The organism is Chromohalobacter moromii (assembly GCF_023091865.1).
Taxonomy (GTDB): domain Bacteria; phylum Pseudomonadota; class Gammaproteobacteria; order Pseudomonadales; family Halomonadaceae; genus Chromohalobacter; species Chromohalobacter moromii.
On record NZ_JAHXDI010000001.1, the window covers coordinates 1,335,996 to 1,348,710 of the forward strand.

Genomic DNA, 12,715 nt, shown 5'->3' on the forward strand with positions numbered 1-12,715 from the left:
GCGGTCGGGTTACCGGGAATGCGTCGTGGATTGAGCGCTCGATATGGCGTCATCGAGTCGCGGCGTGGCGATGCCTCGTCGGCGCGCCGATTCGACCACGGGTTGCAGGCGTCGCTGGCACTTCGTGGCGTGGTGCTGGGCGATGTCCTGCAGGGCGTGGTCGAGATAAGGGTTGGCGAAACGCTCGAGCGTGGCGTCGCGATAGGCCTCGATAGAGGGCCGCTCGAGGTGTTCCGCCAGGGTGGGCAGTACTTCGTCGTCGAGCACCTGGCGCAGTTCCGCCGCCCATGCCGGGTCGTCCATGACCTCGCGCACGAAGCGGATGTGCGATCGAGGCTCGTGCTGCCAGCGGTGGACGAGATAGGTATGCGCCAGATTGAGGATGTGCAGCTTGCGCATCTCGTAGGGGGCCAGGGAGGTCACGCGCTGCACGTCGGGATGCCGGCAGGGCAGTTCGAGGCCGGGCTGGTCCTCGATGGCCCAGAGCGCATACGGCTCGGCGACGGCACCCACCGGTTCCAGGGCCGCCGAGACGATGCGGTCGACGAGGGTGTTGGCCCATAGACAGCGGGTCGTCAGCCAGGTGTCGAAGTCGGCATCGGCGTAGTCGCGCTGCGCCAGTTCCCGCACCAGGGCCAGGAGCTGCTCGCCGTTGCGGCTGACCAGCTCGCAGGGCAGCACGGTGAGGCCCTCGCGTCCCGCGCGGTAGCGCGCGTGCAGCAGCTTGGCGAGCTTGCCCGGAAAGCTTTGCGGCACCGATGCCAGGGCGCTGTCGTCATCGACGCGGTAGCCGCTGTCGCCGGTGTTGGACACCACGAAACGGGCGTGCTCGACGACGTGTCGTTCCAGCGCGTCCCACTGTTCGTCGGCGATCCAGCAGCCGGCGATGCTGGTGACGGTCTCGCGGGTGTCGATGTCGCGGCCGTCGCGACGGCCGCGAATCGCCAGGGGGTACTGCCGGTGCGTGTCCAGGTCGCGGGCCTTTTGCTTGCCGGCCTCGCGCGGCGAGGTCTGGACCACGAGGATGCCGTCGCGCGTGTGGCCGGCCTCTCTCGAGGCGTGCACGAACGCGGCCACGTGGCCCAGCAGGAAGCGGCTGGTGCCAAACTGCACGATGCCGGCCTCGGCGAGCGTTGGCGCTGTCACAGGGAGACTCCGCGTTTCCAGGGAATGAAATCGAGCTGCGAGAGGCGCATGGCCTTGGTGCGGTAACGCCCCGAGGCGGTGTCGATGCACAGGCGCAGGAGTTCGTCGGCGAGCTCGGCGATATCCGCCTCGCCGCGAATGATGGGCCCGGCGTCGAAGTCGATGACATCGTGCATGCGCTGCGCCAGCTCGCTGTTGCTGGCGAGCTTCAGGACCGGCGTGACGGGGTTGCCGGTGGGCGTGCCGAGGCCGGTGGTGAACATCACCAGATTGGCGCCGGAGCCGACCAGGGCGGTGGTGGACTCGACGTCGTTGCCCGGCGAGCAGAGCAGGTTGAGGCCCTTGCGCACCTGGGGCTCGGTGTAGTCCAGGACATCGACGATGGGGCTGTCGCCGCCTTTCTTGGCCGCGCCGGCGGACTTCATGGCGTCGGTGATTAGGCCGTCGCGAATGTTGCCGGGCGAGGGATTCATCGAGAAATGCGCGCCCACCGAGGCGGCGTGACGCTGGTAGGCCTCCATGAGCTGCCGAAAGCGCGAGGCCGTGGCGTCATCGCGGCAGCGCGCCACCAGTTCGTGTTCGACACCGCACAGCTCGGGGAACTCGCTCAGGATGCCGCTGCCGCCCAGCGCCGCCAGGCGGTCGATGACGGCGCCCACCAGCGGATTGGCCGAAAGCCCGGAGAAGCCGTCGGAGCCGCCGCATTCCACGCCGATGGTGAGCTCGGACAGCGGCGCCGGGCGCCGTTCGACGGCGTTGGCGACCTTGAGACCGTCGAAGATGCTGCCCAGTGCCTGGCGAATCAGCTCGGGCTCCGTGTCGGTGGCCTGCTGCTCGAAATAGTGAACGGGGCGCAGGCCTTCGGGGTCGCGCTTGGCCACCGCCTCCTTGAGCATCTCGATCTGGGCCTTCTGGCATCCCAGGCTAAGCACCGTGGCGCCGGCCACGTTGGGATGGCAGATGTAGCCGGCGAGAAGTTGGCACAGCGCCTGAGCATCGTCGTCGGTACCGCCGCAGCCCAGCGTGTGAGTCAGAAAGCGCACGCCGTCGACGTTCGGGAACAGGGACGCGTCGGGCGTCGCGGCCGGCGCCGCCTGCGCATCGCCGTGGAGCATGCGGCGGGCCATGTGCTTGTAATCCCGGTAGGGGTCGTCGCCGATGGCATCCTCGACGCACTGGCGCAGTACCTCGATGTTGCGGTTCTCGCAGAACACCAGGGGCACGACCAGCCAGTGGTTGGCGGTGCCCACGCGCCCGTCGGGGCGGTGGTAGCCGTCGAAGGTCTGCCCGGTGAAGGCGCTGACGTCCGGGGCATCCCACTGCGCGCGGCAGCCCTGGGGCTCGGCGTCGGCGGTGGCGTGTTCGACGTTGGCCGTGGTGATGGCGGCGCCTGCGGCGATGGGCTCAACGACACGTCCCACGGTCACGCCATACATCACGATGAGTTCATCGGGTTGCATGGCGTGCAACGTGAACTTGTGTTTGTGCTGTACGGCTTCGGACAGACACAGGCGGTGGCCGTTGTCGTCGATCTCCATGCCTTCGGGCAAGTCGCGCAGTGCAACACGCACGTTGTCGTGGGCATGGACACGCAGACTGCGCTGCTGAAGCTGGTCGGAGACGATGGTCTGGGTCATGCCGAGCGACCTCCATCAGCGGTGGCATCATCGAACGTCACCATCGCTTTGATGACGCCGGTCGCCGGGTCGCACCACTGCGGCATCAACGAGGGAAGGTCGGTATAACGGCTGCGATGCGTGATCATTGCCGTCGACTGCAGGCGGCCTTCTTCCATCAGGCGGGCCACCGTCTCGAAGTCTTCACGCGTGGCATTGCGGCTGCCCAGTAGGCTGAGCTCGCGCTTGTGGAAGTCAGGATCGTTGAAGGTGATGTCGGCCTTGACCACGCTCACCAGCACGTAGCGACCGCCATGGCCGGCAAAATCGAAGCCGCGATTCATGGCGGCGGGATTGCCCGTGGCGTCGAATACGACATCGGCCAGGGCGCCGTCATTGTGACGCTCGATGGCAGCTTCCACGTCGTCGTCCAGCGCGTGCAGCACACCATCCACACCTAACGTGTCGCGGCAGAAGGCCAGGCGGTCGCGGTTGGTGTCCACCACCAGCACCCGCGCTCCACGGCTCTGGGCGATTTGCACGATGCCGATGCCGATTGGCCCGGCGCCGACCACTACGGCCAGCTCGTCGGCTTCGATGCCGCTGCGGCGCACGGCGTGCGCGCCGATGGAAAGGCACTCGACCAGCGCCAGCTGTTCGGCGTCGAGAGTGCTCGAGGTGACCAGGTGATCCATGGGCACGCTGAGATACTCCGCCATGCCGCCATCGCGATGTACGCCGATGACCTGCATGTGCTGGCAGCAATTGGTCTTGCCCTGACGGCAGGCGCGGCATTCACCGCAATGCAGATAGGGGATCACGTAGGCGCTGTGACCGACGAGCGCCTCGTCGACGCCTTCCCCGACGTCGACGATATCGCCGGACAGCTCGTGGCCCAGCACGCGGGGATAGGTGAAGTAGGGCTGATTGCCGCCATAGGCGTGGATGTCGGTACCGCAAATACCCACGCGACGAATCCTGAGCATGGCCTCGCCGGGCGCGCACTGCGGCTCGGGCACGTCGCGCAGTTCCATGTGTCGGGGTTGGGTACAGACAAGCGTTTGCATAAGGGTTCCTTCGCGCATCGCCAGGCAGGATGGTCAGGCCAGTCACCTAGCGGTCTTTTGATCTAGAGGTCAGGCCAATTGGCTAACAAGATGCCCAAGCGATGGACCTGACTTCAAGCGTTGTAGTAGCAACCAGGGCTAGACATAGGTCGTGGTCGTCTTTGGTCTAACGCCACGCTATGAGGGCCGAGACCGCCGCGTGGGCGGTCTCTGGCGCGATCACGCCTGTTTGGTGCGCTGGCACTGCTCGCCGAGGCCTTCGATGCCCAGGCGCATGGTCTGGCCGGACTTGAGGAAGACCTGCGGCTTCTGTCCGGCGCCGACGCCCGGCGGTGTGCCGGTGGAGATGACATCGCCGGGCTGCAGGCTCATGAAGCGGCTCAGGTAGGCGACCAGGTAGGGGATCTGATAGACCATGGTGCGGCTGTTGCCGTCCTGATAACGCTTGCCGTCGACTTCCAGCCACATGTCGAGCGACTGGGGATCGACGATCTCGTCCCGAGTGACCAGCCAGGGGCCGAGCGGGCCGAAGGTGTCGCAGCCCTTGCCCTTGTCCCAGCTGCCGCTGCGCTCGAGCTGGAATTCCCGCTCGGAGACGTCGTTGATCACGCAGTAGCCGGCCACGTGGTTCATGGCATCGGCTTCGTCGATGTAGCGTCCGCCCTTGCCGATGACGACACCCAGCTCGACCTCCCAGTCGGTCTTTTGCGAGTCGCGGGGGATCTCCACGTCATCGTTGGGACCGCAGATGGCGCTGGTCCACTTGTTGAAGACCACCGGTTCCGGCGGCACCTCGGCGCCGGTCTCCGCCGCATGGTCGGAGTAGTTGAGGCCGATGCAGATGAACTTGCCGACTCGACCCACGCAGGGCCCCAGACGCGTCCCTTCGGGGACTTCCGGCAGGCTCTCGTGATCGGCTTGGGCGATGCGCGCCAGGGCGGTGTCATCGAGCGACTCGCCGGCGACGTCCTGGATCAGCGACGAGAGGTCGCGAATCTTGCCGTTGGCATCCAGCAGGCCGGGCTTTTCCTGGCCCGGAGGGCCGAAGCGTAGCAGTTTCATGCGATTTCCTTTTATGTACCACGTTAGTGAGTTGAGACTGATGGTCAGCGAGCACCAGCGCTGCGCCGGTGTCGGGGCGCTGCGGGCGATCGCGCCGCGATCAGTTGGCCCAGCCGCCGTCGATCAGCTGCGCGGTGCCGGTGATGAACGCTGCTTCGTCGGAGGCGAGAAACGTCGCCAGCGCGGCGATCTCTTCCGGTTTTCCGAGCCGCCCCATGGGCTGGCGGTCGATGAAGTCCTGAAACACCGCGGCCTTGTCGCGCCCCTGTTGTTGGGCTTGGGCCTCAATGCGCTGATGCAGCGAAGGCGATTCGACAGTGCCGGGGCAGATGGCATTGCAGCGGATGCCTTGCGTCATGTAGTCGGCGGCCACCGACTTGGTCAAGCCGATGACGGCGGCCTTGGTGGTGCCGTAGGCGAAGCGGTTGGGGATACCTTTGATGCTGGATGCCAGAGAAGCCATGTTGACGATACTGCCGCCGCCTCGATTGAGCATGCCGGGGAGGAAGGCCTGAATCATATGGAACATGGCGGTCACGTTGAGGCCGAAGCTGCGCTCCCAAGTGGTGTCGTCGCATTCGAGTATCGAGCCGCCCGGCACCATGCCGGCACAGTTGAAGAGGATATCGATACCGCCGATCTCGTCGGCCAGCGTCTCGATGTCGGCGTGCCGGGTGACGTCCAGCCGGTGTACCCGGACGTCGTCGAGGTCGTCGAGCAGGCCGGGGTCGATGTCGGTGGCGATGACGCTGGCGCCCTCGGCGAGAAAGCGCTCCACCGTGGCGCGGCCGATGCCCTGTCCCGCGGCGGTGACCAGTGCGGTCTTGTGTTGAAGTCTCATGGTGTGGCGAATCCCTGCTGAACGTGGGAACATAGCGCGGCCAGCCATTCGAAGATCCAGAGGCCTGACCAATGGTCGAGCCATCATCTACTGGGCTAGGTCTCGGCGGCAAGTCAATTGCCATCAACTTTAGTCGCAACGCGGTGCGGAGAGACGACGCGATGCCGATTCAAACCATTCGCTCACAACGCCTGTATCGGCAGATCGCCGATCAGTTGCAACAACTGATTCGTGACGGTGAGTTTCCCCCGGGGGCACTATTACCTCCCGAGCGGGATTTGGCGCAGCAACTGGGTGTCAGCCGCGCCTCGGTGCGTGAGGCGCTGATCGCGCTGGAAGTCGTGGGCATCGTCGAGGTGCGCGTGGGGCATGGGGTGTTGGTAAAGGAAGTCGATGCCATGCCGCCGGGCTCGGTGATGCAGGCCGCGGCTCGCAAGGAACCGTGGGCGCTCGATCCTGAGTTCACCAGTGAGATCGAACTCAATCTCGACGAGGAAATACCGCCGTTTTCCCTATTGCAGGCGCGGCGTTATCTGGAACCAGAGAATGCGGCCCTGGCGGCGATGAACGCCAGTGACGAGGACCTTAGTGCCATACGCGCGGCGTTGGAGCGCAACATTTACGATAACAACCACGGTGGGGGAAACCTGGCGGGGGACCGATTGCTGCACATCCGCATCGCCGAAGCCTCGGGCAACGCGGCCTATGCGCTGTTGATCAAGCACCTGCTGGGCCACCAGTACGGAGTCATGTTCCGGCGCCTGCAGGAATTGTTCATGGAAACCGGTATGCCACAGCGCTCGCAGGAGGATCACGAGCGCCTGGTGGCAGCGATCGAGGCGCGTGACCCGGCGGCGGCACGCCAGGCCATGGAAGTCCACCTCGATCATGTACTGCGGGTGTTTTTCGCGGAGTAGTGGTCGTGTCTACCCGATATCGGGCTTTCCCGAGATCAACGCGGCAGAATGCGGCCGGCTGCCATTAGTCCCTCTGGGTCGAAGAGGTGCTTGAGACCTTTCAAGAGCTCGTACTCGGTCTCGCCCAAATCCTCGAGGAAAGGTACCTGTTTGACGCGCCCGATGCCGTGCTCGGCACTGATGCTGCCATGGTGCGCATCGACGAGATCGAACAAGACCTCTTCCAGCTCATGTAATAGCGCCTTCTTGGCCTCGAGATCGAGACTCGCGGGCGGTAGGAGGTTGAAGTGGAGGTTTCCGTCGCCGATGTGGCCGTAGGCGATGACCTGTGTCTCCGGCGAGCGCTGGGCCATGGCGTGATTGGCGGCGTCACAGAACGCCGTCAACGACGAAATGGGCAGCGAGATATCGGTGCGCAGGTGTTCGCCACGCATCTGCTGGCCTTCCAGCATGCTCTCACGAATCTGCCATAGTTGCGCTGCCTGCGTCTCGCTGCTAGCGAGTACGCCATCCAACACATGCTCCTGCTCCGAGCCCGTCTCGAAGAGATGCTCGATCATCGTATCGAGATCCGCCGGGCCACTGGCCGAGACTTCCATCAAGACATAGACCGGATGCGCTTCGTCGAGTGGGTCGGGGAGGTCGGGCGCCGCTTCGAAAGCCAGTTCCATGCATACGCGAGGAATCAACTCGAACGCCGAGAGCAGGTCGCAGCAACTACGGCGTGCCTGAGCGTACAGCGCCAAAGCCGAGGCGACATCGGGCACCGCGATCAGTGCGGTGCGACTCGTCTGCGGCCGAGGCGCGAGCTTGAGCACAGCGCCGGTGACGATGCCCAGCGTGCCTTCGGCACCGATGAACAACTGCTTGAGGTCGTAACCGCGGTTGTCCTTATGCAGGGCATGCATGCCGTTCCACAGGCGACCGTCGGGCAGCACGACCTCGAGCCCGAGCACCAACTGGCGCATCATGCCGTAGCGCAACACATTGAGCCCGCCGGCGTTGGTGGAGACGTTGCCGCCTATCTGACAACTTCCTTGTGCGCCGAGAGCGAGCGGGAAGTAGCAATCCGCCTCTTCGGCGGCATCCTTGACGTTTTGCAGGATGCAGCCGCTATCGACGCTCATGCTGAAGTTGATGGGATCGAGATGCCGAATCCGATTAAGCCGCTCGAGGCTGATCATTAGTTCGCCGCGCTCGGGATCGGGTTGCGCGCCGCCGACAAGACCTGAATGGCCTCCCTGCGCCACCATGGGAATCTGGTGACGATGACAGAACGCGACGATGTCGGCGACCTGTTCGGGGGTTCTGGGACGGGCGATCATCCAGGGATCGCCGCCTTTGTCGCCGGCCCAGTCGGTGGTGTAGCGAGCAAACTCCGTGGGGTCGTCGATGACCCCGCTAGCGCCCAGCAGCTCGGTCAGAAAACGATGTAGCTCGGCGGTATCGATCGGCATCGTATCGTCTCGTTGTCCTTTCATGTCACTTGTACCAGAGCACCAGGCCGGGGAAGGCCAGGAACGCGATGAGCAGCGCGATCAGCGTGAAGTAGTAGGGCAGCAGGCTCTTGACCAGTTCTTCGAGCTTGACCTTGCCGACCCCGCAGCCGACATAGAGTACGGTGCCCACTGGCGGTGTGATCAGGCCGATCCCGAGTACGAACGACATCAGGACGCCGAAGTAGACCGGGTCGATGCCAAGCTTGACCACCACGGGCGTCATCAACGGCGCCAGAATGACCATGGCCGGTGTGAGGTCCATGAAGAAGCCCACGACCAACAGGAACAGCGTCAGAATACCCAGAATGAAGTACTTGTTCTGGGATAGCTCCGAGAGCATGACGACGATCTGCTGTGGAATCAGATTGGCGGTCAAAAGCCACGCCAGGACGCTGGCAAATGCCAGCAACAGTAGGACGACCCCGGTCAAACGGCCGGTGGAAACGCACAGGGCGAAGAAGCTTTTCAAGGTGAGGCTTCGATACACGAACATCGAGACCACCACGGCGTACAGCAGGGCGATCGCGGCGCTTTCAGTGGGCGTGAAGACACCGCTCAAGATCCCGCCGACGATGATGATCGGCAGCAGCAACGCGAGTACCGAGTCCTTGAGGGCGGCGATCAGTTCCTTGAAGTCGAACGGCTGCGCGGAGCCGGTCTTCTTGGACTGGAAATACGTCGCCATGGCGAGGCCCATGGTGATCAGAATCCCCGGTACGATACCTGCCATGAACAGCTGCGAAATCGAGGTGCCGGTCACGACCCCGAAGAGAATCATCGGGATGGACGGTGGAATGATGATGCCGACCACCGAAGCGGCGACGACGATGGCGGTGGCGCGCGGCCCCGAATAGCCGTGTTGCTTCATGGGGTTGATCATCATGCTGCCCACCGCGGAGGCGTCCGCCACGGCGGAGCCGCTGATGCCGCCGAAGAACATCGACGTCAATACGGTCACCTGGCCCAGACCGCCGGCGACGAAACCGACCATGGCACTGGCTAGACGTACAAGACGCTTGGCGATGCCGCCCGAACTCATGACTTCGCCAACGAGGATGAATAGAGGAATGGCCAGCAAGGGGAATGAATCAAGCCCGTTGACGGCTTCCGATACTAGCGAGGAGAGGCCGTAGTCGGCGAAGTGAAAGATGAACAGGCAGATCGCGGCCAGGCCAAACGAGATCGGCATGCCGATCACGATGCAGGCGAACAGCCCTAAGAGAATGCTCCATAGGATCATGCCGCACCTCGCTTGAAGACTTTATAGAGAAAAATGGTGTTACCGATGATGGTGAGTACTGCCATGACCACCATCGCGCTATAGAGGACGGTCTTGGAAATGCCCAGGAAGGGGGTCGTCCCCACATAGCCTGAAATGATGTTGTTGAAACCGAGGAAGATACTGATGCACACGGCATAGATGATCGCTGCTGCAAGCAAGGCGAAAATCTTCTGCAGTATGGGAGGCGCCTTGTCCTTGAATAAGGTCACGGCGACGTGTTCGTTGGTTAGACTGGCGATGCCCGCACCGAGTAGCACTATCCAGATGAAGAACAAGCGTGAGATTTCCGCTGCCCAGGCAAAGGAGTAGCTGAATAAGAAGCGTCCGAAGACGTTCATCGAGACGGTAACGACCACGCCAATGACGAGGAGCCCGATGATGACGTCCAATCCGCTTATCAGCTTGTTCAAGTAGGCGTTACCCGAACGTGACTTCATGAAGCCTCCAAGGAGGGGATGCTTATCGTGTTGATGCCAAAAGCAGGGAAGGGCGTGGCCGACCTTCCCTGCGTACGTGTGTTACTGAGGATGTGTGGTGCTTATTCTTGCTCTTGTGCCTGCTGCACCTGCTCGCGGATATTGTCGATCAGCTCGCCGCCGATCTCATCGCGCCAATCTTCATAGACCGGTTCCAGTTTCTCCTGGAAGACCTTGACTTGCTCGGGGCTCAGTTCGGTGATCTGCATGCCTGAATCTTTCAGGTCCTGCTTGATCTGGTCGTTCAGCGTACGGCTTACGTGGCGCTGGTAATCGCCCATCTTGGTAGCCGCGTCGCGCAGGAGTTGCTGATAGTCTTCCGGTAGACGGTCCCAGAAGCGTGCAGAGACCAAGGTAATGAACGGCGTATAAACGTGGTTGGTTTCAGTGGCGTAGTCCTGAACTTCGTTGAACTTGGACGACTCGATGGTAATCCAGGGGTTTTCCTGGCCATCGACGACACCTTGCTCAAGCGCCGTGAACAGTTCCGCGAAGGACATCGGCGTGGGATTGGCGCCCAGTGTCCGCCAGATATCAAGGTGGAGATCGTTTTCCATGGTGCGGATCTTCAGACCATCGAGATCTTCCGGCTTTTCGACGGGATGCTGACTGTTGGTCAACTGGCGATAGCCATTCTCGCCCCAGCCGATGGCGACCAGTCCCTGAGAGGACGCATCTTCCAGCATTTGTTGGCCGATTTCGCCATCCAGCACGGCATCCGCCATTTCCGGCTGTGGGAACAGGAACGGCAGATCGAATACGGCGAACTGCGGGAACATGTTCACGAGCGGTGAGGTGGACGGCATGGTCATTTCCAGCGTGCCGGCCTGGAGTGCGCTGGTGGCTTCGCGGTCATCGCCTAGCTGCGCACCGGGGAAGAGATCCACTTGGATGTGCCCGTCACTACGTTGTTCGACGATCTTCTCGAAGTACTCGAGGCCGCGGTATTGCGCGCCGGATTCCGTAGTACCGATGCTGAATTTGATCTTGAAGTCGCCATCGGCTTGAACCTTGTCGCCTGTGACGTCGGGCAGCGCGGGCATTTCGGTCGCCGCGGAGGCGCTCAGTGCGGTCAAGCCGAGAAAGGCGCCGCCGACGACCGAAACAAAGCGTGTCGTTGTGGTTGTTGTCATCTTGTCCTCCTGGAACTGATGGTTAGTGCTGGCATGTGTGTCACGAATGACACCGGTATCATCGCGACCTGCACCAAAAACCCTTGCCTACTGATGGGTCGCGCGATGTCTACGGCAGAGTGTGTGTCTGCTCTTGAGCATCTTAATGTTGAACATACACCTAGATGCCCCCCGTTGAGACTTCATCGTTAGTCGTAGATGGCCAATTAATTTTCGTTGGAAGCCGCATGCCAGGCCTCTCCCTCGGGGTAGCGATGACGTTCGAGAGAGTCGTCATGCATGGTGATGCTGTAGCCGGGAGCTTCGGGTACCTGATAGCGGCCACGTTCAATGCGTACCGGATCGACGAAATGCTCATGAAGATGGTCGACGTATTCGAGGATGCGGCCGTCCAGCGAGCCGGAGACGGCGATATAGTCGAACAGTGAGATGTGCTGCGTGTACTCGCACAGCCCCACGCCACCGCCGTGCGGGCAGACCGGCACATCAAACTTGGCGGCCATCAGCAGCACCAGGATCACTTCGTTGAGTCCACCCAGCCGCGCGGCATCGATCTGGCAATAGTCGATGGCCTCGGCCTGCAATAGCTGCTTGAACATTACGCGGTTATGGCAGTGCTCGCCGGTGGCGACACCCATGGGGTCGAGACGACGACGAATTTCGGCATGGCCGAGGATGTCGTCCGGGCTGGTGGGCTCCTCGATCCATAATGGATCGAATTCCGCCAGGTCGCGCATATTGGCGATGGCTTCGTCCACGTCCCACATCTGGTTGGCGTCCATCATCAACTCGCGGTCCCAGCCGATTTCGTCGCGCAGTATGCGGGCGCGTTGGCGATCCTCCTCGAGGTTGCCGCCGACCTTCTGCTTGAAATGCGTCCAGCCTTCGGCCAGCGCTTCGCGCGCCAGGCGCCGCATCTTGTCCTCGGAGTAGCCGAGCCAGCCGGCGGAAGTGGTATACCCGGGATAGCCCTCGGCGCGCATATGGGCTTCGCGCTCGCCTTTGCCGGCTTCCTTGCGCTTGAGTAGGGCGATGGCTTCTTGCGGCGTCAGCGCGTCGGTGACGAAACGGAAGTCCAGGCAGCGGACCAGTTGCTCGGGGGACATGTCCGCCAGCAGCTTCCAGACCGGTTTGCCTTCGCGCTTGGCCCATAGATCCCATACGGCGTTGACGATGGCCGCCGCCGCCAGGTGCATGACGCCCTTTTCCGGTCCCAGCCAACGCAGTTGGCTATCACCACTGGTGAGATCGCGCCAGAAGGTGCCCATATCGGCGGTTATCGCGTCGAGATCGCGCCCCACAATACGCGAGGCCAACGCCTCGACGCCCTTGACGCAGACATCGTTGCCGCGCCCGATGGTAAAGGTCAGGCCATGGCCTTGATGGTCATCGTCGGCATCGGTGGTGAGGGTCACGTAGGTGGCCGAATAATCCGGCGCTGCGTTCATGGCGTCCGAGCCGTCGAGCTGCCGCGAGGTGGGGAAGCGAATATCACGCGCTTGCAGGTGGGTAATCGTGGTCATGATCTAGGGTCCTGAAGAGAGAGCGGTCTGCGCCGCGTCAACGAGTGTTTTCAGGATCAGACTAAGGCGAACCATCAATAACAGGCCAATCGCAATTTTATTGTGGCGATTTCTTCTAGTTATCGCGTGATGCGAGGGCTCGCGGGGCTGCTC

Annotated in this window: 11 protein-coding genes; 1 reads left to right on the forward strand and 10 read right to left on the reverse strand. The window is 62.5% G+C overall.

The annotated features are described in order from the left end of the window. Positions 1 to 9 precede the first annotated feature (9 nt). From KZO83_RS05945 to KZO83_RS05965, 5 genes are all read right to left on the reverse strand, one after another. Positions 10 to 1,146, reverse strand: coding sequence for a mannitol dehydrogenase family protein (locus tag KZO83_RS05945; protein WP_261529135.1), 1,137 nt, complete (start codon positions 1,144 to 1,146; stop codon positions 10 to 12). Continuing rightward, positions 1,143 to 2,783: a UxaA family hydrolase gene (locus KZO83_RS05950; protein ID WP_247620107.1), complete on the reverse strand. Its 1,641-nt coding sequence runs from the start codon at positions 2,781 to 2,783 to the stop codon at positions 1,143 to 1,145. The genes KZO83_RS05945 and KZO83_RS05950 overlap by 4 nt, the downstream gene beginning before the upstream one ends. Further along, positions 2,780 to 3,829, reverse strand: coding sequence for a zinc-binding alcohol dehydrogenase family protein (locus tag KZO83_RS05955; protein ID WP_247620108.1), 1,050 nt, complete (start codon positions 3,827 to 3,829; stop codon positions 2,780 to 2,782). Before KZO83_RS05955 ends, KZO83_RS05950 begins: the two co-directional genes overlap by 4 nt. Before the next feature lie 219 nt (positions 3,830 to 4,048). Then, positions 4,049 to 4,891 carry a fumarylacetoacetate hydrolase family protein gene (locus KZO83_RS05960; RefSeq protein WP_247620109.1) on the reverse strand — a complete coding sequence of 281 codons (843 nt, stop codon included), beginning with the start codon at positions 4,889 to 4,891 and terminating at the stop codon, positions 4,049 to 4,051. A 100-nt stretch (positions 4,892 to 4,991) separates the two neighbouring features. Next, positions 4,992 to 5,732, reverse strand: a complete 741-nt coding sequence (locus tag KZO83_RS05965; protein ID WP_247620110.1) for an SDR family oxidoreductase — start codon at positions 5,730 to 5,732, stop codon at positions 4,992 to 4,994. Between the two features lie 161 nt (positions 5,733 to 5,893). On the opposite strand from KZO83_RS05965, the gene KZO83_RS05970 reads away from it, so the two are divergent. After that, on the forward strand, positions 5,894 to 6,649 hold the full coding sequence (locus KZO83_RS05970; RefSeq protein ID WP_178999914.1) for a FadR/GntR family transcriptional regulator: 756 nt from the start codon (positions 5,894 to 5,896) through the stop codon (positions 6,647 to 6,649). A gap of 35 nt (positions 6,650 to 6,684) precedes the next feature. On the opposite strand, the gene KZO83_RS05975 is transcribed toward KZO83_RS05970, so the two are convergent. The 5 genes from KZO83_RS05975 to KZO83_RS05995 form a co-directional block, all read right to left on the reverse strand. Continuing rightward, complete coding sequence (locus KZO83_RS05975; RefSeq protein WP_247620111.1) at positions 6,685 to 8,106, reverse strand: FAD-binding oxidoreductase; 1,422 nt, start codon at positions 8,104 to 8,106, stop codon at positions 6,685 to 6,687. 25 nt (positions 8,107 to 8,131) lie between these two features. After that, a complete protein-coding gene (locus KZO83_RS05980; protein WP_178999916.1) occupies positions 8,132 to 9,388 on the reverse strand; it encodes a TRAP transporter large permease in 1,257 nt (418 codons plus the stop codon). After that, complete coding sequence (locus KZO83_RS05985; RefSeq protein ID WP_247620112.1) at positions 9,385 to 9,867, reverse strand: TRAP transporter small permease; 483 nt, start codon at positions 9,865 to 9,867, stop codon at positions 9,385 to 9,387. The genes KZO83_RS05980 and KZO83_RS05985 overlap by 4 nt, the downstream gene beginning before the upstream one ends. Before the next feature lie 101 nt (positions 9,868 to 9,968). Next, the gene (locus KZO83_RS05990) at positions 9,969 to 11,039 is read right to left on the reverse strand and encodes a TRAP transporter substrate-binding protein (protein ID WP_247620113.1); all 1,071 of its coding nucleotides are present in this window, start codon (positions 11,037 to 11,039) and stop codon (positions 9,969 to 9,971) included. Between the two features lie 206 nt (positions 11,040 to 11,245). After that, positions 11,246 to 12,562 carry an L-fuconate dehydratase gene (locus KZO83_RS05995; protein WP_247620114.1) on the reverse strand — a complete coding sequence of 439 codons (1,317 nt, stop codon included), beginning with the start codon at positions 12,560 to 12,562 and terminating at the stop codon, positions 11,246 to 11,248. Between the last annotated feature and the right edge of the window lie 153 nt (positions 12,563 to 12,715).